This is a genomic window from Candidatus Poriferisocius sp. (assembly GCF_965208355.1).
In the GTDB taxonomy this organism is placed as follows: domain Bacteria; phylum Actinomycetota; class Acidimicrobiia; order Acidimicrobiales; family Bin134; genus Poriferisocius.
The window spans coordinates 1952838-1975979 of the sequence record NZ_CBDBOM010000003.1 but is presented as its reverse complement, the minus strand read 5'-3'; the positions used below and the strand labels follow the sequence as shown (position 1 = coordinate 1975979).

The following is a 23142-nucleotide window of genomic DNA, read 5'->3' as shown; positions in this document are numbered from 1 at the left end:
ATCACGACTGGAATACGCAAGGTAAGGAGAAATAGGGCTCATGGGCAGTCCTCCGTCTGACGAGATGGAAGGCCCCTACTCCGCCCGCTTGCCATCTGACACTGCCGGGGAGAAATCCCGGAGTGCGGTCGCCAGGCGGAGGACTGCCGATGGGCGCCATTTTTATCGCCCGACCCGGTCGGACGCAACAAAGCAGCTCCCTCAACCATTGGGCCGCTGACACGCCGAGGAGGTGAATGAGCATGAACGGGGGGACATCGACGGCGATCGACAGTCGATTTGTCCATCACCCCGTCATGGTCTCAGAAGTGGTGGAACATCTGTCCACGGTGCCGCCGGGAGTATTTCTCGATGGAACCGTGGGTTGGGGAGGTCACTCTCGGGCAGTCTTGAACGCCCGGCCTGACCTCTCACTGATAGGCCTCGACCGTGACCCCTCCGCGGTCGAGGCCGCCACCACCGTCCTGGCCGGCCGCAGCGCCACCATCTGCCGGGCGAGCTTTGCACAGTTGGACGAAGTGCTGGAGTCGCTGGGCGTGTCTCGCATCGTGGGATCGCTGTTCGACTTCGGGGTGAGCTCACCACAGCTCGACAGGCCAGAGCGGGGGTTCAGCTACCGCCATGACGGACCCCTGGACATGAGGATGGACTGCGACCAGCAGCTCTCGGCCGACGAGGTGGTCAACAAATGGCCATCGGCCGACCTGGTCCGAATCCTGAAGAGCTTTGGCGACGAGCGCTACGCCAATCGCATCGCCTCGGCCATTGCCGCCGCCCGGCCGGTCGCCTCCACCACCGAGTTGGCCGACATCGTGCGAGAGGCCATCCCCGCTCCCGCCCGTCGGCGGGGAGGCCACCCGGCCAAGCGGACATTCCAGGCCATTCGGATCGCGGTCAACAACGAGCTGGACCAGATAGAGCCGGCCTTGGAAGCGGCCATCGATCGCACGGTGCCCGGGGGCCGGGGAGTGGTGCTCAGCTACCACAGCGGTGAGGACCGCATCGTCAAGCGGGTCCTGCGCCGCCGCGCCGGACTCAGCGACGAATCCCGCTTTCGGGGCCTGCCCCCATCGGCGTCCCAGCCTCAGCCCGCCATCGAGTTGATTCCCCGGGGCAGTCGCCGGCCCAGCCCGGCGGAGATGGAGGACAACCCCAGAGCCTCCAGTGCCCGATTTCGGGCATTCGCCAAACTGGGAGACGTTCAAAGCGGGGGAGCTGCGTAATGGCCTCCCCCCAGCGCCACCCCCGCCCGGCACCGGCCAAGACCGACCCCGGCTCCCGACCGGCACCGGCCAAGACCGACCCCGGCTCCCGTACCGCACCGGCCAAGACCGAGGAGAGTCCCCGCCAACACCTCCATGTCGCCCCGCGGCCCAGCCGCAAGCTGATGCCCCTGATGGGCTGGGCCGCCGCCATCACCGTGGTGATTGGCCTCTTCGCCCTGGCCTTGTTCCACGCCATGATCGTCGACCGGCAAACCACTCTCGACAACCTCAACCAGCAACTCGAAGACGTTCGGGCCACCAACGACAGGTTGCGACTCAACGTGGCTCGGGCCGAGGCTCCCGACCGCATCGTGGCGGTGGCCCTCTATCGATTGGGAATGGTGGAGCCGGACCGCCTCATCTACCTGTCTCCCGTGGATTTGGATGAGGGTGGCGAGTAGTGAAGTCCTCGAGGGAGGCTAGGGGAACCCAGTCGCGCCGACGGCGGGGCACCGCCATGGCGGTGGTCTTCGCTCTGATCGCCGTGGTGCTGGGCGTTAGGCTGGCCGACCTCCAGCTCTTCCGATCCGACGCCTACGTGAAGTACGGCGAGCAGCAGAGAATCCGGACGGTCAAGCTGACGGCCGACCGTGGGCAGATCTTCGACCGCAACGGGGTGGAGATGGCGGTGTCGGTGCCGCAATGGACGGTCTGGGCCGACCCCAGCCAAGTAGACGACCCGGCCAAAGCCGCGGCTGCGCTGGCCCCAGTGCTGGAGAAAGACGAAGATCATCTGTTCCAATTGCTGAGCGAGCCCGACCAGCACGCCTATCTGGCCCGAACGGTGCCCGACAAGGTGTCCCAGGCCGTGGCTGAACTCAACCTCAAGGGGGTGTATCTGCTGGAGGAGTCGGCCCGCTTCAACCCCGCGGGCTCTCGATTGGGCCGATCCGTGGTCGGGATTGTGGACGTCGACCAAATCGGCATCAGCGGCCTCGAATATCAATATGACGGAGTCCTCGGCGGCATTCCCGGAGAGATGGTGCTGGAGAGCAGCCAAGACGGGCGCACCATTCCGACCGGAGCCCGCCACATCAAACCGGCGCAACCGGGCGCCGATCTCTACTTGACGATCGACCGCTCGTTGCAATTTGAGGCTGAGCGCGCCCTCATGCGCCAGATCGAAGAGGTGGACGCCTCCAGCGGTTCCGTGATCATCATGGAGCCCGACACCGGCGAGATTCTGGCCATGGCCTCGGTGGGTCGAAATGGGGAGGGCGATCCGGTCTCCCTCAGCGAGAACCTCGCCGTCACTTGGGGCTATGAGCCCGGTTCGGTCATGAAGAGCGTGGTGCTCTCCGGTGTGATCGAGGAAGGCCTGGGAGCGCCCCACCATGTGCGCGAAGTCAACCACTGGCTCAACCTCTACGATCAGGAGTTCACCGATCACACCGAGTACGGGACCGCGCTCTACACCATGGAGGAGATCCTGGCCCGTTCGTCCAATACTGGTACCGTCGAGTGGGCCCTCGTGTTGGGCTCCACCCGCTTGGCTGCCTATATGTCCCGGTACGGACTGGGATCGCTCAGCGGACTGGGGTTCAAGGGGGAATCGTCCGGCTTGGTACCCAATCTCCTGGAATGGAGCGGAACCGATGTGGCCAGCTTCGCGCTGGGCCAGGGCATGCTGGCCACCCCCTTGCAGGTGTTGATGGTTTACAACACCCTGGCCAACGGCGGATTGCGGGTGCCGCCCACCCTGGTTCGCTCGGCGGTGGACGCTGATGGACATGAGATACCGGTGGAGCGGACCGAGCCGGTCAGGGCGGTGTCGTACAACACCGCCTCGCTCATGACCGACATGCTGGTAACGGTCGTGCGGGAAGGGACGGGACGCAACGCCCAAGTAGACGGCTACACCGTCGCGGGCAAGACCGGGACTGGCCAAAAGGTGCTGACCGGCGGCAACTACGAAGACGAGGACGGGGCGCGGCGCTATACCGCCACCTTCGCCGGCTTCTTGCCCGCCGAGGATCCTCAGATCTCCATCATCGTGGTGATCGACGAGCCGGTTACCAACTTCTATGCCAGCCAGGCGGCCGCCCCGCTGTTCGCCGAGCTGGCCAAGTACTCCCTGCAACGCCTCCGCATAGCCCCGCCAGTGGGCTTCGTCACCGTCGAGCCGAAGCTGGGTCCCGCTCCCACTCCTCAGCCGACCCCCGCGCTTGTGCCGGCAACCACCCCGGAGCCGACACCTGCTTCCACCCCGCAGCCCACCGTGGCGCCGGCCAGCACTTCCCAGCCCGCTCCCACCCCGCAGCCCACCCCGGTTCCGACGCCGGTCCCCGAGCCCACACCTGAACCGGCACCCCCGCCAGAGTCGGAGGACACTTCCCCGGGCGTCGAGCCCCAGGGTTCAGGAACGCCGGAACAGGCCAGCGGCGAATCCCCCCCGACCGAAGTCGGCCAGTGAGCGCTCCGTCGATGGCATTGCGGGAACTGGCCGAGGCCGCTCCGGGGCTGGTCGATCGCCAAGGCGATGCCCAGATCACCGGGCTGGCCCACGATTCCCGAACAGTGAATCCCGGCGATCTGTTCTTCTGTGTGCCGGGGGCCAACCACGATGGCCACGAATTCGCGTCCGACGCGTTGGACCGGGGGGCGGCGGGCCTAGTGGTGGAGCGCCCGCTCAGCCTGGGCTGCCCCCAAGTTCAAGCCGATTCGGTGCGCCGGGCCATGGGTCCCATGAGCTCGACCTTCCACGATCATCCATCCCGGTCCATGGCCATGGTCGGTGTGACCGGCACCAATGGCAAGACAACCGTGTGCAGCCTGCTGGGCTCGGTGCTGGCCGCCGCGGGCCTGCAAACCGAGACAATGGGCACGCTCACCGGATCCAGAACCACACCGGAGGCCGTCGACTTGCAGCGCCAACTGGCGGATTGGCGGTTGGATGGTGTTGAGGCGGTGGCCATGGAGGTGTCCAGCCATGCGCTGCACCAGCACCGAGTAGACGGCATTCGCTACGACGCCTCGGTGTTCACCAACTTCTCTACCGACCACCTCGACTACCACCGCACCGACGAGGAGTACTTCGAGGCCAAGGCCCGCCTGTTCACCCCCGAACTGTCCGACCGCGGCATAGTCAACCGCGGCGACGAGCACGGCAGGCGGCTGGCAGCCGATTCCCGCATCCCCACCGTGGGGTACGACCCCGCCGACTTGTCAGTCGACTTGGGGCCGCGGGGCTTGGCCATGCGGTGGAGGGGCCAAGATGTCAGCCTGCCCCTCATCGGCCGGTTCAACGCGGCCAACGCTTTGGCGGCGGCCGAGGCAGCCCTGCTGCTGGGAGTCAGCGTTTCCGAAGTGGTGGCCGGGCTGGAATCGGCTCACCCCGTCCCCGGCCGATTCGAGACCATCGAATCCGACCGTCCGTTCACGGTGGTAGTCGACTATGCCCACACCCCCGACGGGATGGCCAAAGTGCTGGCCGCCGCCCGAGAGTTGGTCGCCGACGCCGGTCGCCTGTGGGTGGTGTTCGGCTGTGGTGGCGACCGAGACCCAAGCAAGCGGCCGATGATGGGCCAGGTGGCGGTCGAGCAGGCCGATCAGGTCATCGTCACCTCCGACAACCCCCGCTCCGAGGATCCCGACGCCATCATCGCCGACATCTTGACCGGAGTGCCCCGCCGTTCCAGCGGTGTCATGACCATGGCCGACCGAGCAGCCGCCATAGCCCGGAGCCTGGCGGAGGCCGATCACGGCGACGTGATCGTGCTGGCCGGGAAGGGCCACGAGACCACCCAGACCGTGGGCGACCAGGTGATTCCCTTCGATGACCGGGAGGTGGCCCGAGAGCTTCTGGCCACCATGGAGGCAGCCCGGTGATCCGGCTCTTGTTCGCGGTGGCCATCGCCGGGGTGGTGTCGGTGATCGGCACCCGTCTGCTGATCACCTTCCTGCGCAGGCACTCCATCGGACAGCCCATCCAGCTGGACGGACCCCAGGGCCACATCAGCAAGGCGGGTACGCCCACCATGGGAGGCGTGGCCATCGTGGTGGGCGCGCTGGCCGGCTACGGCATCAGCGACCTCTACAACGGCATATTCACCCGCACCGGTTTGATCGTGATGCTGGCCATTCTCGGAGCCGGCGTGGTCGGCTTCATTGACGACTGGCTCAAGGTGGCCCGAGAACGCAATCTGGGTCTGGGCAAGCAGACCAAGATCTTGGGCCTGCTAATCGTGGCGGTCGGCTATGCGCTCATGATGATCCACCTGACCGACGTGCGCACAGAGCTGTCCTTCACCCGCCACGACTCCCTGAACATCGACTTGGGACCGTGGGGCTGGGGCCTGTGGGCCGTGCTGCTCATCCTGGCCACCAGCAACGCCGTGAACCTGACCGACGGACTCGACAGCCTGGCCGCTGGCTCGTCGGTGTTCGCTTACGCCGCCTTCGTCGTGATCGGCTTCTGGGCCTTCCGCAATGAGGAAATCTACGGCATCCCCCACGCGCTCGACCTGGCCATCCTGGCCGCCGCCATGTTGGGGGCCAGCGCCGGGTTCATGTGGTGGAACGCCGCGCCGGCCCGCATCTTCATGGGCGACACAGGATCGCTGGCCCTGGGGACGGGGATGGCCGGGCTGGCCCTGGCTACCAACACCCACCTTCTGCTGCCCATCATCGGCGGATTGTTCGTGATGGAGACCCTGTCGGTGATCATCCAGGTGTTCAGCTTCCGGGTGTTCGGCACCCGTGTGTTCCGAATGGCTCCCATCCATCATCACTTCGAGCTCCGGGGCTGGCCGGAGACCACGGTGATCATCCGGCTATGGATCATGACCGGTTTCGCCACCGCGGTAGCCCTAGGCCTCTTCTACGCCGACTTCGTATCCATAGGAGGGGCAGATTGAGCCGGGAACTCCTGCTGCTGGTGGGCTTTGCCGTGACCAACCGGGCGGTGTGCGTCCAACTGGTGGAGCGCGGCCGGCCGGTGGTGGCAGCCGACGACGCCCCCGACGACCACGCCCGCCGCTTGGCCGCTGAACTGGGTGTCGATCTCCTAGAGCGCCCCTCTCCCGAAGACTGGCCCTCCCTGGTGGCCGGAGTCCAGGCGGTCGTCCCCACTCCAGGGTTGCCCGAGTCCCACCCCTCCCTCGGTGCAGCCGCGGCCGCGGGCACGCCCGTCATCTCCGAGTTCGACTTGGCCCAGCGGTGGGACGACCGCCCGACGCTGGCGGTCACCGGCACCAACGGCAAGACCACGGTGACGCTTCTGGCTGCCGCCATGCTGGAGGCTTCCGGGATTCCGGTAACCGTGGCCGGCAACACCGAGACGCCGCTGGTGGAGGCCATCCGAGACAGCCGTCCCTCCGCGTTCGTGGTTGAGGCGTCCTCGTTCCGGCTTGCCCACAGCCGGTGCTATCGGCCCACGGTGGGGGCATGGTTGAACTTCGCCCCCGACCACCTCGACGTCCATGCCTCCCTGGACAGCTATCGGGCCGCCAAGGCCGCCCTGTGGAGCCGAGTCGACGAGAAAACCATCTCGGTGGTGAACCGAGACGACCCGGTGGTGGTGGAATATGCCCCCGACCGGGGCCGGGTGGTGACCTTCGGGCTCGACGACGGCGACTTCCGAGCGAGCGGAGGCGCCTTGTGGGTCGGGTCGGAAAAGCTGGCCGACGTGGCCGAGCTGCACCGGCCCCATCCTCACGAACTGGCCAACTGCCTGGCCGCGGCGGCCGTGGCCATGGCCGGCGGGGCCCATGCAGACGGAGCGAGGGCGGCTCTGCTGGCCTGGACCGGCCTTCCCCATCGGATGGTGCTGGTGGGCGAGCGCGACGGCGTGCGCTTCTTTGACGACTCCAAAGCCACTACCCCCCATGCGGTGTGCGCCGCCGTGCGGTCGGTGGGGCAATCCCCAGGACAAGCGGTCCTCATCGCCGGCGGTCGCAACAAGGGACTCGACCTGCGGCCGCTGGCCGAGGCGGCCGACCAGCTCCGCTCGGTGGTGGCCATCGGCGAAGCCGCTCCCGAAGTCCAGCAGGTGTTCGCCGGGCTGTGCCCGGTGGTGGTCGTCGAATCCATGGAGGAGGCGGTGTCCGCCGCCGCTGAGACGTCCCTAGAGGGCGACGCAGTGCTGCTCTCGCCGGGATGCGCTTCGTTCGACTGGTACGGCTCCTACGCCGAGCGAGGCGACCACTTCTCCCGGTTGGTACGCGAAATGATCGGAGGATCGCCATGACCGCAGTAGCTCCTCGGGTTCCCCGCCGGGCGTGGGTCACGGCCCTCCGATCGGCCCCGGTTGGCCAGGCCACGGTTCCGTTCTACGTGCTGTTCGGATTGATCGTGACCCTCAGCTCTATCGGCTTGGTCATGGTGCTGTCGGTCTCCTCAGTCACCAGCCTGTACGTAGGCCAGTCCACGTGGTTCACCTTCCAGCGCCAGCTCGTTTGGTGCATGGGAGGGCTCTTGGCCATGGTCTTGGTGCTGCGCACGGACTACCGGAATTGGAAGAAGTACGCCAATGGCGGGGTAGCGATCACTCTGGTGCTGTTGGTGGCCGTGCTGATCCCGGGGATCGGCACGACGGTCAATGGGGCTACCCGCTGGATCTATGTCGGCCCGTTCAGCTTCCAGCCCTCTGAACTGGCCAAGCTGGCCATGGTGCTGTTTGCGGCCGCTTGGCTGGCCGACAAGAAGGGCGAAGAGCGCAGTACTCGAACCACCATCCGTCCGGTGCTGGTGATCTGCTGCATCATGTCCGGGCTCATTCTGCTCCAGCCCAATCTGGGCACTTCGGTGCTCTTGGTGATGATCGCCTTCGCGGCATTGTTCATGGCCGGAGTGCCCCTGCTTCCGCTGACCGGCTGGTCGCTGGTCAGCGGAGGGGCGGCCGCATTGGCCGCATGGGGATCAACCTATCGCCGCAACCGGTTGTCGGCCATGCTCGACCCGTGGTCCGATCCGCTCGACACCGGCTGGCAGACCATCCAGTCGCGAGTAGGCATCGCTTCGGGGGGGCCCTCCGGAGTGGGCTTGGGGGAGGGGCGCATAAAGTGGGGATTTCTCCCCGAGGCCCAAACCGACTTCATCTTCGCCGTCTTGGCCGAGGAGACGGGCTGGTTGGGGGCCACGTTCGTCATCTGTCTGTTCGCTGGCTTTGTGGTTTGTGGGATCTGGGTGGCGGTAAATGCACCTGACCGCTTCGGGCAGGTCTTGGCCACCGGCGTCACGGTGTGGGTGGGCGCCCAGGCCTTTGTGAACATCGCCGCGGTGGTCGGGGTGATACCCATCACCGGGGTTCCCCTGCCCTTCTTGTCGGTGGGAGGCTCAGCTCTGTTGACGAGCATGGTGGCCTCGGGGATGCTCTTGAACATCGCCCGGCAGATCCGAGTCGAGCCGTGAACGGTGACCCCCCGGTGTGGGCGGTAATAGCCGGGGGAGGCACCGCCGGCCATGTCCACCCCGGATTGGCCGTAGCCCAGGCCTTGGTTCGGCGCGGCCATAATCCCCGTGCCATCCATTTCGTGGGATCGGCCCGAGGGGTGGAACGTGATCTGATCCCTGCCGCCGGGTTCGATCTGACCCTGCTGCCCGGCCGGGGTATTCAGCGCCGGTTCACCCGCCAGAACCTGTCGTCGGCCTGGGGCCTGGCCCGGGCTGTAGGGCAAGCCCACCGCCTGCTGCGGCGCCTTCGGCCCTTGGTGGTCTTGGGTCTGGGGGGCTACGCCAGCGTGCCCTGTGCGCTGGCCGCCAGGCTGCTCAGAATCCCGATTGTGGTGGCCGAGCAAAACGCCGTTCCCGGCTTGGCCAACCGCGTCGCCAGCCGGTGGGCCCGGGCGTCGGCCGTGTCCTTTGCGGGAACCCCGTTACACCGGGCGGTCCTCACCGGCAATCCGGTGCGGGGCGAAGTCCAGAGGGTCAACCGGGAAAGCGACCGGGCTTCGGCTCGAGCCGCTTTAGGCGTGGAAGACGGGCGCCGATTGGTGGCGGTGGTCAGCGGGTCGCTGGGCGCAGCCCGCATCAACCGAGCCGCCTTTGAGGCCGCCCAACGCTGGGCCGATCGGGACGATCTAGCCATACACCACGTGGTTGGCCGAAGGGACTGGGAAGAGCTGGCCGATCTGCGGCCCGACCTGTCCGATGCCGCGCTGGACTATCGGACGGTGGAGTACGAGAACAACATGCCCGGCGTGTATGCCGCCGCCGATCTGATGGTGGGCCGAGCCGGGGCGTCCAGTGTGGCGGAGTTGGCCGTTGTCGGCTTGGCGTCGGTGCTGGTCCCGCTGCCGGGAGCCCCCGGCGATCATCAAACCGCGAATGCCGCCCAGCTGGCGGCCCGGGGAGGGGCGGTTCTGGTGCCCGACGCCGAGATGGACGGCGAACGGATGGTCCTCGAGGCGGACCAACTCCTCAAGGTTCCCGGCATTCTCAACGCCATGGGCCGGGAGGCCGCAGATCTGGGTTTCCGAGACGCCGACGACCGAGTGGCCGATCTTCTGGAGGTGCACGCTCGCGCCCCCCGCCAAGATCAACAATAGAGACCATGGTCGATCTGAGCTCGACGCCTCGGGTCCACTTGTTGGGAGTGGGCGGAGCAGGCATGTCGGCCATCGCCGTGGTCTTGCGGGGGCTGGGCTGCCCGGTGAGCGGCAGCGACTCGGCTGACACTCCGGTGCTCGACCGCTTGCGGGAAATCGGGGTGGATGTGTTCGTCGGCCACCATGCCTCCCACGTGACCGAGGCCGATGTCGTTGCCCGCTCCACCGCGGTGGGCGACGACAACCTCGAGATCGTGGCGGCTCGCCAAGCCGGCATCCCCGTCTACCGCCGAGCCGAGATTCTGGCGGCCATCACTGGAATGCGCTCCACCGTGGCGGTGGCCGGGACTCATGGCAAAACCACAACTGCGGCCATGTTGTCCCATGTGCTGATAGCGGCGGGCGCCGACCCCGGATTCGTGGTGGGCGCGGTGTTGGCCAACGGCAGCATTGGCGCACGATGGTCGCAGAGCCCCTTGTTCGTGGTGGAGGCCGATGAGAGCGACGGCACCTTCGGGGAGCTGATCGTGGCCTGGGCCGTGCTGACCAGCGTGGAACCCGATCATCTGCGCCGGGATCGTCCGGCTGTTGAGCTGGAAGCCGAATTCGCCCGGTTCTGCGGGAGAGCGGCCAACGGGCTGGTGGTGTGTGCGGACGATCCTGGAGCTATGAAGGCCTCCGAGGGCTGCTCCCGGGTTCTGTACGGCTTCGGACCCGAATCCGACTACCGCTGGCAAACCCTGAGCCGCAGTCGTCAAGCCATCGAGGGGGAGGTCACTCGCCGGGGCGACCTGCTGGGTCCGGTGACGGTCCCCATGCCGGGAGACCACAACGCGCTCAACGCCACCGGCGCGCTGGCCATGGCTTGCGAGCTGGGGGTGGACGAGTCGGCGGCGGCGGCGGCGTTGTCCGGGTTCCAGGGCGTGTCACGGCGATTCGAGCACCGGGGGGAAGCGGCCGGGGTCGAATTCATCGACGACTACGCCCACTTGCCCACTGAAGTCGCCTTTGCACTGAAGACAGCGGTTGAGGGGGGATGGAACCGGGTGGTGTGCGTCTTTCAGCCCCACCGCTACACCCGTACATCGCAACTGTGGACTTCTTTCGCCCACTGCTTCGAGGCTGCCGACGTGGTGATAGTCACCGACATCTACTCGGCGGGCGAACCACCCATTTCCGGCGTGACTGGAGAGCTGACATGGCAGGCGGCCAAGGAGGCCCATCCTGATTTGGACATTTCCTATGTGGCTCGACTCGAAGATGCAGTCGACCATCTGGTCGACATCCTCCGCCCCGGTGATCTGTGCCTGACTTTGGGCGCCGGCGACCTCACCGAGATTCCCGATCGGGTGATCTCCAGACTTTTTGAGCGCCAATGAGCCCAGTCGACTGGAATCGCCTGGCCCAAGACCTGGCCCGAGTGCTGGGCCAAGATGCGGTTGTCCGTGAGCGCCCGATCGGCCCGGAAACCACCTATCGGGTTGGCGGCGCGGCGCGGGTGGGGTTTACGTTGGCCGCCGATGCCGATGTCGCCGCCCTCGCCAAGGTGGTGGCGGCCAGCGGAAGCGATGTGCTGGTGGTGGGCAAGGGCTCGAACCTGCTGGTGGCTGAAGCCGGCTTTGATGGGATAGCCGTGTGGCTGGGCCCCGGTTTCGACTGGGTCGAGATCGACGGGCCCGATGTCAGGGCCGGCGCCGCGGCCGGCCTGCCCGTCCTGGCCCGCCAGAGCGCGGCGGCCGGACTCACGGGCTTCGAATGGGCAGTCGGGGTGCCCGGATCGCTGGGGGGCGCAGTTTGCATGAACGCCGGGGGCCACGGGTCCGACATCGCTGCATCGCTCGTCCATGCCGAAGTTGCCGACCTGAGGAACGGCGTTGTCGAGCGCTGGGACCGACCGCAACTGGAGCTCGGCTACCGGAGATCGGCCTTGGCCGACCACCACCTGGTGCTGGGGGCAGAGATGGGTCTGGCTGCGGGGGACGCTGAGGAGTCGCAGGCTCTGATCGCCGAGATCGTGGCGTGGCGAAGGGAGAACCAGCCGGGAGGACAGAACGCCGGTTCGGTGTTCACCAACCCCGACGGAGACAGCGCGGGGCGAATCATCGACGCGGCCGGTCTGAAAGGGCTCCGGGTGGGCACCGCGTCGGTCTCTGACAAGCACGCCAACTTCTTCATCGCCGACCGGGGCGGATCGGCCGACGATCTCCACGCTCTGATGGGCGAGGTGTTCACCCGAGTGCGGGACGAGATCGGCGTCGCCTTGATGCCCGAGACCCGCCTGGTGGGGTTTGAAGGCGGTCCGTGGACAGGGCGGTCGGTCTGACATGCCCACGGATGAGACGCCGGAGGATCGGCAAGCGAATCGACTCCCCCAACCTGCGCCTCCGGTGGACCCCCGGATCGAGGCTCGGCGCAATGACGTCCATTCGCGTCGTCGCCTTCGGGTGTGGATCACCATCGGCTTGGTCGCGGTGTTGGTCGCCGCCGCCTTCGGGATCAGCCGCAGCCCGCTGTTGGATGTGGATGAGGTGGAAGTAATCGGCGCCCGTCGCACCGGAGCCATTCAGGTGGCGGAGGCGGCCGGAGTCGAGCTCGGCACCCCGCTTCTGGGACTGGACTTGTCCGGACCCCGCAGGGCGATAGCGGCGCTGCCGTGGGTGGATCAGGTCCGTTCCAATCGAACGTGGGGCGGCAAAGTCACATTCGACGTCACCGAGCGAACGCCGGTGGCCCAAATCCCCCTTGAGACCCAAGTCCCCGGTGAGCAGAGCTGGGCGGTGGTCGACCTCCATGGCAGAGTCCTCCAGATAATTCCGACACCCGGAGTGTTGCCGGTAGTGCTGTTCGGTCCGGTGCCTGAGCCGGGGGGGTGGCTATCGGAGTCGGCACTGCCGCTGCTTGAGGCCAGCCAAGCTCTTATTTCTCTTCAGGGCAGTGGAATCGGCCCGATTTCCTGGGACAACGGACAGTTGATTGTGGATTTACCCGGTGTGGGGCGGGCCCATTGGGGAGGGCGAGACAATCCCCGCGGCAAAGCGGTGGCCCTTGCTACGTTTCTGGCCAGAATCGACCTGCACTGCTACGAGAAGGTTGATCTGAGCGACCCCGACCGTCCCGCCTTGACCCCAATCGAGAATTGCTCGTAAGCTGAATCTACCTCTACTTGAGGAATAGGTTCTAAAGCCTCAACTCTTCATTCACATAAACCAAAAGTAGAGATTGAAGAATTGAGCTATTGGAGTGAGGAAGCCCCATGGTTGAACCCCAGAATTATCTAGCAGTCATCAAGGTGATCGGCGTCGGCGGCGGCGGTGTAAATGCTGTTGACCGCATGATCGATGCCGGTCTGCGCGGCGTGGAGTTCGTGGCCGTCAACACTGATGCTCAGGCTCTGCTGATGAGTTCAGCTGAGGTAAAGCTTGACATCGGTCGAGAGTTGACCCGCGGGCTTGGCGCGGGCAGCGACCCCGAGGTCGGCGCCCAAGCGGCCACCGATCATCGCAAGGAGATCGAAGAGGCACTCAGCGGTGCCGACATGGTGTTCATCACCGCGGGCGAGGGGGGCGGCACCGGTACGGGGGCTGCTCCGGTCATTGCCGAGATTTCCAAGGGTCTGGGCGCGCTCACCATCGCGGTGGTGACCCGTCCGTTCGGCTTTGAGGGTCGCCGCCGCTCCGTTCAAGCCGAGAGCGGCATTCAGTCTCTCAAGGACAAGGTCGACACCCAGATCGTCATTCCCAACGATCGCCTGTTGAGCATCTCCGACGACAACACCTCGGTGGTCGACGCGTTCCGCATGGCCGACGAGGTGCTGCTGCACGGCGTCCAGGGAATCACCGACTTGATCACCACCCCCGGACTCATCAACACCGACTTCGCCGACGTTCGCATGGTGATGCAGGACGCCGGTTCTGCGCTCATGGGCGTGGGCATCTCCTCCGGTGAGGGGAAGGCGGTCAGCGCGGCCCGCAAGGCCATCGCCAGCCCGCTGCTCGAGGCCTCGATCGAAGGCGCACGCGGGATCCTGCTGAGCATTGCCGGCGGCGCGGGCCTCGGCATCTTCGAGGTGAACGAAGCGGCCGAAATCGTCCAGGGCGTGGCCCACCCCGATGCCAACATCATCTTCGGCACGGTGGTGGACGATGCCATGGGAGACCACATCCGAGTCACGGTGATCGCGGCCGGATTCGACCGGTGGGAAGGCGAGCGGGCCACCAGGATGTCGGCCACCGATTCGTCTGGCGCCGGCGAAGTTCCCGATGTGTTCGGAGGAGCGGAAGACGACATCTTGGGCTCGGATGTGGAAGACGAGTTCGACATCCCCTCCTTCCTCCGGTAACACGCCCAACCGAGACGTTGATCAGCCCCGCCGAGGTAGCCGACCGCCTGGGCGCACTTCGGGACCGGTTGTCTCGAGCCGGCGGCGACCATGTGAAGGTGGTGGCGGTCACCAAGGGCTTCGGCCCGGATGCGGCGACCGCGGCAATGGAGGCCGGCCTGGCCGACCTCGGCGAGAACTACGCCCAAGACCTACTGGCCAAGGCTGCGGAGCTGAGCGCCGAGCCTGGCGCCACCCCCCAGCCCCGCTGGCACTTCATCGGCCGGCTCCAGCGCAACAAGATCCGCAAGATCTCCGGCTTGGTCCACCTGTGGCAGAGCGTGGACCGCCCTGAGTCGGCCGCAGAGATCGCCCGGCGGGTGCCGGGCGCAAGGGTGCTCGTTCAGGTGGACATCGCCGGTATCGGCGGCCGAGGGGGTTGTTCTCCCGAAGACACCGCTGGGCTGGTGGGGAGCTGCCGTGAGGCGGGCTTGGAGGTGGCCGGGCTTATGGCGGTGGGAGCACCGGGTTCACCGGAGGATGCCCGCCCCGGATTTCGCCTCCTGGCCTCCCAGGCCGAAGAACTCGGACTGGTCGAGCTGTCGATGGGAATGTCCGCCGATATCGAGGTGGCGGTGGAGGAGGGGGCCACCATAGTGAGGGTCGGCACCGCCCTGTTCGGCCCCCGACCCGGCTAGACACCACCGGAGTGGTGTCCCTCCCCGAAATGGGGGGCCGGTTCCTGTACCATCAGCGAGAGCAAGTGAATCGCTGCCGAGAGGGGGATGCAGAAATGTCGTCCGTGTGGCAGAAAACCAAGTTCTGGCTAGGGTTCGGAACCGAAGAGGAGTTCGGCCCCCAGGGACTTATGGAGCAGGACTCCGATATGCGACTCGTGTCTCAGTCGCCCGACGACGAGTATGCGGTGGGCACCGATGTGGGCTCGGTGCGGCCCATCCCGGCCGCGGACCCGTCGGAAATGGAGGCGACGTCGGAACAGCCTCGCACCAGCTTTGTCCGTCCCATTCCCTCCACATCCTCGAAGCCCTCGGTGGTCAGCCCGATATCGTTTGACGACGCCAAGGATGTGGGGGACTGCTTCCGAGGCGGGCAGGCGGTCATCGTCAACCTGCAACACAGCAGCCGGGAAGTGGCCCGACGGCTCATCGACTTCTCCAGCGGTCTGTGCTACGGGCTGGACGGCCGCATGGAGCGGGTGGCCGATCATGTGTACCTGCTGACCCCCACCAATGTGGAGGTGTCGGCCGAAGAGCGGCGCCGCATGGAGCAGGCCGACTACCAGAACGGCTGATTGCTGCGGCTAAGCCTTGGCCAGTCGGACAGAGAGACGGCCCGCGTCAATTGACAGATCGGTGGGAGTCTCGGCCTGTTGATCGGCGTCGATGAGCTGAGGCTCGCCGACGGCCAGCACTTGCTCGCAGACGTAGTTGAGGTGGGCCTGCACCGCCTCGATGATCTCGGCATCGGCGGCAATGGTCAGTTCGATCCGGTCGGTGACGTCTAAATCCTGGTTCTTGCGCTCGGCCTGGATGACCCGGACAACGTCCCGAGCGATCCCTTCGGTGGCCAGCTCAGGGCTGACCACGGTGTCCAGCGCCACGAGGGCGTCGTTGGTGCGCAGCGCCGCTGCGGTGGTCCCCTCGACGGGGTTCAGGGCCAGCTGGAACTCGCTGTCCGACAGCGTGTGGCCGGCCACCGTTACGGTGCCGTCGGGATTGGCCTCCCATAGCCCCTCGCGGGCGGCGGCAAACACCACTTGGGCGTCTTTACCCAGGCGGGGGCCCAGCGCTTGGCCGTTGGGTCGGAGCACGAACTGCCCGTAGGCGGTGAGGTCGTCGCTGAGGAAGACCTCCTTCACGTTCACCTCGTCGGCGATCAGCGGGGTGAACGGCGCCAAGGTGTCCACCTCGTTTCCGGCCACGGTGAGCGATGGCAGGGGCTGGCGGACTCGGATGCCCTCGTCCTCTCGAACCCGCAGACCGGTGGAGCACACGTCGCGCACCCGGTCCATGGCGGCCACCAGCTGGGGATCGGCGGGAAGCTCCGAGGGATCGGGCCAATCGCACAGGTGGACGCTGGACTCCCGGGTGAGGCCCCGGAAGATCTCCTCGGACACCAACGGCAGAAACGGGGCCAGCAGCTGGGCCAGGGTGGTCAGCACCGTGAACAGGGTGTCGTAGGCATCTTGCTTGTCGTCGGCCGAAGACGGGCGCGACGGGGCCCAGAAGCGATCCCGGCTCCGGCGGATGTACCAATTGTTGAGGGAGTCGATGAATCCCTCCAGCTCGGCAGCGGCGCCGGGCAGGTCGTATGCGTCCATGCGTTCGGTTACCGCTTCGGCAAGCAGCCGGGTCTTGGCCAGGATGTAGCGGTCCAACAATTCCTCAGAGCTGGCCCGGGGCTTAGCCTGAATCCCGTCGGCGTTGGCGTACAGGGCGAAGAAGTAATAGGCGTTCCAGATGGGGATGATCACCTGACGCAGAACGTCGTCGATGGCCGAGTCGTCGAGGCGCGGGTCGCCGCCCCTCACGATGGGCGAGGCCATCAGATACCAGCGGAGGGCGTCGGCCCCCTTGGTGGCGAAGATCTCCTCGGGCTCGGTGAAGTTCCTCAGCTTCTTGGACAGCTTCCGGCCCTTGGCATCCAGCAGGATGCCGTGGCAGATCACGTTGTTGAACGCCGGCCGGTCGAACAGCGCCGTGGCCAACACATGCAGGGTGTAGAACCAGCCGCGGGTCTGGTTGATGTACTCCACGATGAAATCTGCCGGGAAGTGGTGCTCGAACCACTCCTTGTTCTCGAACGGGTAGTGGACCTGGGCAAAGGGCATGGATCCCGACTCGAACCAGCAGTCCAGCACCTCGGGCACCCGGCGCATGACCGACTTGCCGGTGGGATCGTCGGGGTTGGGTCGAGTCAGCTCGTCGATGAACGGCCGGTGCAGGTCCGCCGGGCGCACGCCGAAGTCCCGCTCGATCTCATCCAGGCTTCCGTAGACGTCCACTCGGGGATAGGCCGGATCGTCGCTTCGCCACACCGGGATGGGCGATCCCCAGAACCGATTGCGGCTGATCGACCAGTCTCGAGCGCCTTCCAGCCAGGTGCCGAACCTCCCGTCGCGCACATGGCCCGGCACCCAGTTGATCTGCTGGTTCAGCGCCAGCATCTTGTCCCGGATCTCGGTCACCCTCACGAACCACGAGCTGAGGGCCCGGTAGATGATCGGCTCGTCGGTGCGCCAGCAGTGCGGGTAGTTGTGCTCATAGGTGGCGTGGCGCAGGATCCGCCCATGCTCTTTGAGCCGGGCGATGATGCCGCTGTTGGCCTCGAATACGTTGACCCCGGCCCAGTCGGCCACCTCGTCGGTAAAGCGGCCCTGGTCGTCCACCGGCACCACCGTGGGCAAGCCGTGGGCCTCGGCGGCCTGCTGGTCGTCCTCACCGAAGCCGGGGGCGGCGTGGACCACACCGGTGCCCTCGGAGGTGTCCACGAAGTCGGCCCCCAGCACCTGGAAGGCGCCGTCGGCGTCCAGGGAGGCGAAGTAGTCGAACAGCGGCCGATATCGCCGGCCGATCAGATCGGCGCCGGTCACCGTGCCCACAACCCGGCTCTGGCCCAGCTCAGCGCCGTAAGACTCCAGTATCGCCGCAGCCAGCACTACATGCCCGCCGTCATGCTCCACCACGGCGTAGTCGATCTCGGGCCCCACGATCAGCATCAGGTTGGACGGGAGAGTCCACGGCGTGGTGGTCCAGGCCAGAATGCACATCGGACCGGGATCACCTGCTTCCGGCACCAGGTCGAAGGCCACGGTGATGGCCGGGTCCTGGCGGGGTCGGGTGGCGTCGTCGAGGCGGATCTCGAAGTTGGACAGCGGGGTCTCGGCGGCCCACGAGTAGGGCATCACCCGATAGGCCTCATAGACCAGGCCCTTGTCCCACAGCGACTTGAAGGCCCACATCACCGACTCCATATAGGACAGGTCCATGGTCTTGTAGTCGTCGGTGAAGTCCACCCAGCGGGCTTGGCGGGTCACCGTGGACTCCCACTCCTGGGTGTAGCGCAACACCAATTGGCGGCAATAGTCGTTGAACCGGTCGATGCCGTAGCCGGTTATGGCGGCCCTCCCCGACACCGACAACTCCTTCTCGGCCTCCATTTCCGCCGGCAATCCGTGGCAGTCCCACCCGAAGCGCCGCTCCACCCGACGGCCCCGCATGGTTTGATAGCGGGGGATCACGTCCTTCACATATCCGGTGAGCAGGTGTCCGTGGTGGGGTAGCCCGTTGGCAAACGGGGGGCCGTCGTAGAACACGTATTCGTTGTCGCCGTCGGTACCCGCAGGTCGCTGGTCCACCGACTGGGCGAAGGTCTCGTTCTCAGCCCATAACTCCAGCACCCGTCGCTCGATGTCGGGGAAGAACGGTTTGGGGTCGACCTCGGGGTAGGGGGTGGACGGATCTGACAACGGGCCTCCAGAAGAAACTGGGAAATTACAAAATAGCCCGTCGCCATTCCGGTCCAGACATCGTTAACCCTCTCTCGACCATTGATAGGCCATTTGAGAGTAATTGGCGGCGACCGCGGCTACACTCCCGCCTGCAATGGCAGCTAAGAAGACCGCGACCAAGAAGCCGGCGGCCAAGACGACCGCGGCCAAGACAAGCGCGGCAAAGAAGCCTGCGGCCAAGACGACCGCGGCCAAGACAAGCCCGGCAAAGAAGCCTGCGGCCAAGAAGCCAGCCGCAAAGAAGCCAGCAGCCAAGAAGCCGGCGGCCAAGCAGACCGCGGCCAAGAAGCCCGCAGCCAAGCAGACCGCGGCCAAGACGACCGCGGCAAAGAAGCCAGCCGCAAAGAAGCCAGCAGCCAAGAAGCCAGCAGCCAAGAAACCGCTGTTCGACAAGAAGTACCTGGATAAGCAGCGGCTGCTCCTGTTGGATGAGCGCAACCGCTACATCACCTCGGCCACCCGCCTCAAGGCTGAGGCCGATTCCCTGGTGGAAGAGCGAGAGCCCGGGGATGTCCAGTTCGACGAGGAATCGGGCGAGGGAGACACCCTGGCGGTGGAGCGGGAGCGGGACCTGGCACTCAGCGCCCACGCCCGCGCTGCGGTCGAACAGATCGATGCCGCCTTGGCCCGAATCGACGCCGGCACCTATGGCATCTGCCTGGTCTCGGGCAAGCCGATTCCCCGGCAGCGGCTCAACGCCATTCCGTGGGCGGCGGAACGGGTCGAGCACAAAGCCGGTGGGTTCTAGAGCAATCACCCCCACCGAGACAAAGCACCGATCTCGCCGCCACAACCTGGTCCTGCTGGGGGTGGCGGCCTTCGTGGTGGCCGTTGACCAGCTGACCAAGTGGTGGGCGCTGGTGACCCTCGACGACCGGGACATAGACCTGGTGTGGACCCTGCGGCTGAATCTGGTCCACAACACCGGAGCGGCCTTCGGATTGGGACAGGGCTTGGAAGCGGTGATCGCCGTGGTGGCGCTGCTGTTCGTGATCTTCGTGGCTTGGGCCAGTTGGGGGGGCCGCCGACTGTCGTTGCCGCCGGTGCTTTTGGGCATGATTCTGGGCGGTGCGATCGGCAACCTGGCCGACCGGGCCTTGCGGACCGGGGACGGATTTCTCGGCGGGGCAGTGGTTGACTTCGTCGACCTCCAGTGGTGGCCGGTGTTCAATGCGGCCGACTCCGCCATCGTGGTGGCCGGGGTGATCCTGGTGCTGACTGCGCCGCGCTATCGCCAATCTGATGACGAACCCGATGGGGCCACGAGCAATAGCAGCACAGAGCTGAATCCCCCTCATGGGCCCTGAGGGGGTTGTTCCCGACGCATTGGCCGGCGAGCGCCTCGACCGGGTGGTGGCGCTGGTGTGGGAGTGCAGCCGGGCCGAGGCCGCCCGCCTGATCGACCAGGAGAAGGTGGCTGTGAACGGCGTTGCTGCCGCCGCCCGCTCTCAGAGATTGGCGGCCGGAGATCGCATCTCCCTGTCCGAGGAGCCCGCGGTCGGCCCGGCGGCACCGGAACCCGACCCATCGGTGGAACTCGATGTGGTCCATACCGACGAGCATGTGATCGTGGTCAACAAACCGGCCGATCTGGTGGTCCACCCCGGATCGGGCAACGCCGACAAGACCATGGTCAACGGATTGCTGGCCCGGTATCCCGAGATCGCCGGAGTGGGGGTGCCGGAGCGCCCCGGAATCGTGCACCGTCTCGACCGGGGCACCTCGGGGCTGCTGATGGTGGCCCGCACCGCCACCGCTCACCAGGCCTTGTCCGAGGCGCTGGGCCGACGGGAGGTACACCGCGGCTATGTCGCCCTGGTGCAGGGGATGCCGGCCGACGACCGGGGGTTGATCGACGCTCCGGTGGGCCGGTCCACCCGCCACCCCACCAAGATGACGGTGAAGGCCGACGGCCGACCGGCCAAAACCCACTACCGGGTAACCGATCGCATGGCCGCCCGCACTGAATCCCAAGACGGGCCCCAAGACGAATCCGTGCCCTTCGACTCTGCTCGACTGGAGCTACGGCTGGAAACCGGGCGCACCCACCAGATTCGGGTCCATCTGGCGGCCATCGGCCACCCGGTATTGGGCGACGATCTCTACGGAGGTCCCGTTGCTCCCGGCATCAGCCGACCAGCGCTCCACGCCCACTCTTTGGGCTTCGACCACCCTGAGAGCGGCCAGCCCCTCCGATTCGAAGCCGAGCCCCCCGAGGACTTCTCCGCCCTCTACCAGTTGCTCAGCGGGTAGAGGGGGTAAGCGTCAGTCCGATCCCGGCCAGGGGAGGAGGCCGTTGGCGGTCTTGGCGATGTCATCGAGGGTGTAGTCGCTCAGCAGGTCGTGCATGATGTCGCCCGCATGGGTCCAGATGGCCAGCAGCACGCACTGGCCCTCGTGATCACAGGCGCCGTCTTGGTGGGGCTCGCCGAAGTCGCCCAGCACGATGGGACCGTCCACCGCGCTCACGATCTCGCTCAGCTTGATCTCGGAAGCCGGCCGGGCCAGGGCGTAGCCGCCCCCCGCCCCTCGCTTGGAGCGCACCAGTCCGGCGCCCTTGAGCGCTTGAAGTATCTGCTCCAAGTAGGGCTGGGGGAGCCCGGTGCGCTCGGCAATGTCCCGCACCGAGGTGGGACCGGACTCGTCGGCGTGCAGGGCCAGCGACAGCAGCGCCCGGCTGGCGTAGTCCCCTCGAGTCGACACCCTCACGAGCCATCACACTACTTCTCAATCTTCTCCGCATGGTCGAGCCGATAGTTTGAAGTCGGAATGGGAAGCCCCAGCCAGCACAACAACCCGACAGCCACCGGTTCGACCACCGGCTTTCCGGTGCTGCCCGACTACCGGGGGTCGTGTCTGAGCAACGTGGTGCCGGCCCTGCTCGGCCCGCCCGATGCCGCTGATTGGCTGCCCGCTCCCATCCGTCAGGCCAAAGCGGTGGTGCTGCTTCTGATCGACGGGATGGGGTGGGAGCAGCTCCAAGACCGGGCCGAGCTGACCCCGGTATTATCGGCCATGGAGGGCGGCCCAATCACCACTGTGGCCCCAAGCACCACCACTACTGCCCTGACATCGCTGGTCACTGGGGCGCCGCCGGGTGAGCACGGCCTGATCGGCTATCAGATCTACATGCAGGGCCAGGTGCTCAACGCACTGCGCTGGACCGCGGGCTCCAAGCCATCAGATGCCCGCCGGTCCATCGTGCCCGAGGAGGTGCAAACCCGGCCCGCGTTTCTCGGTCGAAGGGTGCCCGCGGTGGGCCGGAGCGAGTTCCAGGGAACCGGCTTCACCCGGGCCCATCTCGACGGGGTAGACCACAAGGGATACAAGCTGACCAGCTCCATCGCCGTGGAGGTGCAGATGCTGGTGGACGACGGTGAGCCGTTGGTGTACGCCTACTACGACGGCCCCGACCGCATTGCCCACGAATACGGATTCGGCCCCTACTTGGATGCCGAGTTTGCCGAGGTCGACCGTCTGGTGGCCCAGATCCTGGCTGTGTTGCCCCCCGAGGTGGCGCTGTTGGTGGTGTCGGACCACGGTCAGGTCATGGTGGGCGAAAACAAAGTGGAACTGGCCCGAGACGTGCTGGCCCTCACCGCGGTGACCTCGGGGGAAGCCCGATTCCGCTGGCTCCACGCCCGCCCCGGACGAGCCGGCGAGCTCTTTGGGGCAGCCGCCGAGCACTATGGCCACCATGGTCTGGTAGTCGAGCGCCAACAGGTGTTGGACGAGGAATGGTTCGGCCCCCACGTGGGACCGGAGGCCCGCTCTCGAATGGGCGACGTGGCCCTCGTGCCCTGCGACCCGGTGGCCTTCGTCGAGCCGAAGCCCGCGCCCCGGAGCGGGGCCGGGAGTGGGGGCAGGCCGGTGTTTGAGCTGCTGGGCCGGCACGGATCGCTGACGTCGGCCGAGATGTTGGTGCCCTGCCTGGCCGCATTCGGCACCCGGACGTGACAGCGTTGCCCCACTCCGGCGGCTAGCCGGTAGATTTTCAGCCATGGCAGACACCGCACAGCCGGTTCCGGTCGAACCTACCGAGGTGATCCACGAAGGGCCGCCGGCAGAAGGAGATTCGAATGAGCCGTTGGCGGCCGGGGAGGCCATCGAACAGCCGGCCAAGGTGATGAGGGTCGGCACGATGATGAAGCAGCTCTTGGACGAGGTGCGCCAAGCCTCCCTGGATGAGTCCAGCCGTGATCGACTGAGAGACATCTACGCCACCTCTATCGAGGAGCTGGGCTCGGCGCTTTCCCCCGACCTGCGTGAGGAGCTCGACCGCCTGATTCTGCCCTTCCCCGAGGATCACCCTCCCAGCCAGGCCGAGCTTCAAGTGGCCAAGGCCCAGCTGGTGGGCTGGCTAGAGGGACTCATCCAGGGCATCCAAGCCGCCCTGTTCGCTCAACAGGTCTCCGCTCAGCAGCAGCTGGCCAATATCCGGGCCGAACTTCCCCCCGGTGCGCAGCCACCAACCGAACGCCGGCCGGGAACGTATCTCTAAAGCTTCGATAACCAGGCAAAAGGCGGCAATTCGTCGGGGAA

At 66.3% G+C, this 23142-nt stretch carries 21 protein-coding genes; 19 read left to right on the top strand and 2 right to left on the bottom strand.

Annotation, left to right across the window (positions count from 1 at the left end; translation table 11 throughout):
• Nucleotides 1-236: 236 nt before the first annotated feature.
• From rsmH to ACOGXH_RS10355, 14 genes are all read left to right on the top strand, one after another.
• Nucleotides 237-1223, top strand: coding sequence for a 16S rRNA (cytosine(1402)-N(4))-methyltransferase RsmH (rsmH, locus tag ACOGXH_RS10420; RefSeq protein WP_419929040.1), 987 nt, complete (start codon nucleotides 237-239; stop codon nucleotides 1221-1223).
• A complete protein-coding gene (locus tag ACOGXH_RS10415) occupies nucleotides 1223-1666 on the top strand; it encodes a hypothetical protein (protein ID WP_419929039.1) in 444 nt (147 codons plus the stop codon). Before rsmH ends, ACOGXH_RS10415 begins: the two co-directional genes overlap by 1 nt.
• Nucleotides 1666-3678: a peptidoglycan D,D-transpeptidase FtsI family protein gene (locus ACOGXH_RS10410; protein ID WP_419929038.1), complete on the top strand. Its 2013-nt coding sequence runs from the start codon at nucleotides 1666-1668 to the stop codon at nucleotides 3676-3678. Before ACOGXH_RS10415 ends, ACOGXH_RS10410 begins: the two co-directional genes overlap by 1 nt.
• Nucleotides 3675-5093: a UDP-N-acetylmuramoyl-L-alanyl-D-glutamate--2,6-diaminopimelate ligase gene (locus ACOGXH_RS10405; RefSeq protein WP_419929037.1), complete on the top strand. Its 1419-nt coding sequence runs from the start codon at nucleotides 3675-3677 to the stop codon at nucleotides 5091-5093. Before ACOGXH_RS10410 ends, ACOGXH_RS10405 begins: the two co-directional genes overlap by 4 nt.
• Nucleotides 5090-6121: a phospho-N-acetylmuramoyl-pentapeptide-transferase gene (gene mraY / locus ACOGXH_RS10400; RefSeq protein WP_419929036.1), complete on the top strand. Its 1032-nt coding sequence runs from the start codon at nucleotides 5090-5092 to the stop codon at nucleotides 6119-6121. Before ACOGXH_RS10405 ends, mraY begins: the two co-directional genes overlap by 4 nt.
• The gene (murD, locus tag ACOGXH_RS10395; RefSeq protein WP_419929035.1) at nucleotides 6118-7452 is read left to right on the top strand and encodes a UDP-N-acetylmuramoyl-L-alanine--D-glutamate ligase; all 1335 of its coding nucleotides are present in this window, start codon (nucleotides 6118-6120) and stop codon (nucleotides 7450-7452) included. The genes mraY and murD overlap by 4 nt, the downstream gene beginning before the upstream one ends.
• Nucleotides 7449-8615, top strand: a complete 1167-nt coding sequence (gene ftsW, locus ACOGXH_RS10390) for a putative lipid II flippase FtsW (protein ID WP_419929034.1) — start codon at nucleotides 7449-7451, stop codon at nucleotides 8613-8615. Before murD ends, ftsW begins: the two co-directional genes overlap by 4 nt.
• Nucleotides 8612-9751 (top strand): undecaprenyldiphospho-muramoylpentapeptide beta-N-acetylglucosaminyltransferase, encoded by a 1140-nt coding sequence (murG, locus tag ACOGXH_RS10385; RefSeq protein WP_419929033.1) that lies wholly within the window; start codon nucleotides 8612-8614, stop codon nucleotides 9749-9751. Before ftsW ends, murG begins: the two co-directional genes overlap by 4 nt.
• Before the next feature lie 5 nt (nucleotides 9752-9756).
• Nucleotides 9757-11130, top strand: a complete 1374-nt coding sequence (gene murC / locus ACOGXH_RS10380; RefSeq protein ID WP_419929032.1) for a UDP-N-acetylmuramate--L-alanine ligase — start codon at nucleotides 9757-9759, stop codon at nucleotides 11128-11130.
• Nucleotides 11127-12074, top strand: coding sequence for a UDP-N-acetylmuramate dehydrogenase (murB, locus tag ACOGXH_RS10375; protein WP_419929031.1), 948 nt, complete (start codon nucleotides 11127-11129; stop codon nucleotides 12072-12074). The genes murC and murB overlap by 4 nt, the downstream gene beginning before the upstream one ends.
• Before the next feature lie 64 nt (nucleotides 12075-12138).
• Nucleotides 12139-12897 (top strand): cell division protein FtsQ/DivIB, encoded by a 759-nt coding sequence (locus ACOGXH_RS10370; RefSeq protein WP_419929030.1) that lies wholly within the window; start codon nucleotides 12139-12141, stop codon nucleotides 12895-12897.
• 107 nt (nucleotides 12898-13004) lie between these two features.
• Nucleotides 13005-14090 (top strand): cell division protein FtsZ, encoded by a 1086-nt coding sequence (ftsZ, locus tag ACOGXH_RS10365; RefSeq protein WP_419929029.1) that lies wholly within the window; start codon nucleotides 13005-13007, stop codon nucleotides 14088-14090.
• A 17-nt stretch (nucleotides 14091-14107) separates the two neighbouring features.
• A complete protein-coding gene (locus ACOGXH_RS10360) occupies nucleotides 14108-14767 on the top strand; it encodes a YggS family pyridoxal phosphate-dependent enzyme (RefSeq protein ID WP_419929028.1) in 660 nt (219 codons plus the stop codon).
• Between the two features lie 95 nt (nucleotides 14768-14862).
• Nucleotides 14863-15381: a cell division protein SepF gene (locus ACOGXH_RS10355; RefSeq protein ID WP_419929027.1), complete on the top strand. Its 519-nt coding sequence runs from the start codon at nucleotides 14863-14865 to the stop codon at nucleotides 15379-15381.
• 9 nt (nucleotides 15382-15390) lie between these two features.
• On the opposite strand, the gene ileS is transcribed toward ACOGXH_RS10355, so the two are convergent.
• Nucleotides 15391-18558 (bottom strand): isoleucine--tRNA ligase, encoded by a 3168-nt coding sequence (gene ileS, locus ACOGXH_RS10350; protein ID WP_419929026.1) that lies wholly within the window; start codon nucleotides 18556-18558, stop codon nucleotides 15391-15393.
• A gap of 136 nt (nucleotides 18559-18694) precedes the next feature.
• Between ileS and ACOGXH_RS10345 the strand changes: the two genes are divergently transcribed.
• The 3 genes from ACOGXH_RS10345 to ACOGXH_RS10335 are packed head-to-tail and all read left to right on the top strand — an operon-like array spanning nucleotide 18695 to nucleotide 20853.
• Entirely contained in the window at nucleotides 18695-19348 is a 654-nt protein-coding gene (locus ACOGXH_RS10345) for a DNA-binding protein (protein ID WP_419929025.1), read from the top strand.
• The gene (gene lspA / locus ACOGXH_RS10340; RefSeq protein WP_419929024.1) at nucleotides 19338-19907 is read left to right on the top strand and encodes a signal peptidase II; all 570 of its coding nucleotides are present in this window, start codon (nucleotides 19338-19340) and stop codon (nucleotides 19905-19907) included. The genes ACOGXH_RS10345 and lspA overlap by 11 nt, the downstream gene beginning before the upstream one ends.
• Entirely contained in the window at nucleotides 19897-20853 is a 957-nt protein-coding gene (locus tag ACOGXH_RS10335; protein ID WP_419929023.1) for an RluA family pseudouridine synthase, read from the top strand. The genes lspA and ACOGXH_RS10335 overlap by 11 nt, the downstream gene beginning before the upstream one ends.
• 12 nt (nucleotides 20854-20865) lie before the next feature.
• Here ACOGXH_RS10335 and ACOGXH_RS10330 read toward each other — a convergent pair whose 3' ends face one another.
• Nucleotides 20866-21309 carry an RrF2 family transcriptional regulator gene (locus tag ACOGXH_RS10330; RefSeq protein ID WP_419929022.1) on the bottom strand — a complete coding sequence of 148 codons (444 nt, stop codon included), beginning with the start codon at nucleotides 21307-21309 and terminating at the stop codon, nucleotides 20866-20868.
• Between the two features lie 60 nt (nucleotides 21310-21369).
• Here ACOGXH_RS10330 and ACOGXH_RS10325 point away from each other — a divergent pair, with 60 nt between their 5' ends.
• Both ACOGXH_RS10325 and ACOGXH_RS10320 read left to right on the top strand, forming a co-directional pair.
• On the top strand, nucleotides 21370-22557 hold the full coding sequence (locus ACOGXH_RS10325; RefSeq protein ID WP_419929021.1) for an alkaline phosphatase family protein: 1188 nt from the start codon (nucleotides 21370-21372) through the stop codon (nucleotides 22555-22557).
• Between the two features lie 43 nt (nucleotides 22558-22600).
• On the top strand, nucleotides 22601-23101 hold the full coding sequence (locus ACOGXH_RS10320; protein WP_419929020.1) for a proteasome activator: 501 nt from the start codon (nucleotides 22601-22603) through the stop codon (nucleotides 23099-23101).
• Nucleotides 23102-23142: the final 41 nt, after the last annotated feature.

Coding starts and splice junctions, on each gene's coding strand:
- ACOGXH_RS10335 (WP_419929023.1), top strand. CDS start 19,897: ATGGGCCCTGAGGGGGTTGTTCCCGACGCATTGGCCGGCGAGCGCCTC.
- ACOGXH_RS10415 (WP_419929039.1), top strand. CDS start 1,223: ATGGCCTCCCCCCAGCGCCACCCCCGCCCGGCACCGGCCAAGACCGAC.
- rsmH (WP_419929040.1), top strand. CDS start 237: ATGAGCATGAACGGGGGGACATCGACGGCGATCGACAGTCGATTTGTC.
- ACOGXH_RS10320 (WP_419929020.1), top strand. CDS start 22,601: ATGGCAGACACCGCACAGCCGGTTCCGGTCGAACCTACCGAGGTGATC.
- ACOGXH_RS10355 (WP_419929027.1), top strand. CDS start 14,863: ATGTCGTCCGTGTGGCAGAAAACCAAGTTCTGGCTAGGGTTCGGAACC.
- ACOGXH_RS10345 (WP_419929025.1), top strand. CDS start 18,695: ATGGCAGCTAAGAAGACCGCGACCAAGAAGCCGGCGGCCAAGACGACC.
- ACOGXH_RS10325 (WP_419929021.1), top strand. CDS start 21,370: ATGGGAAGCCCCAGCCAGCACAACAACCCGACAGCCACCGGTTCGACC.
- murB (WP_419929031.1), top strand. CDS start 11,127: ATGAGCCCAGTCGACTGGAATCGCCTGGCCCAAGACCTGGCCCGAGTG.
- murC (WP_419929032.1), top strand. CDS start 9,757: ATGGTCGATCTGAGCTCGACGCCTCGGGTCCACTTGTTGGGAGTGGGC.
- ftsW (WP_419929034.1), top strand. CDS start 7,449: ATGACCGCAGTAGCTCCTCGGGTTCCCCGCCGGGCGTGGGTCACGGCC.
- ftsZ (WP_419929029.1), top strand. CDS start 13,005: ATGGTTGAACCCCAGAATTATCTAGCAGTCATCAAGGTGATCGGCGTC.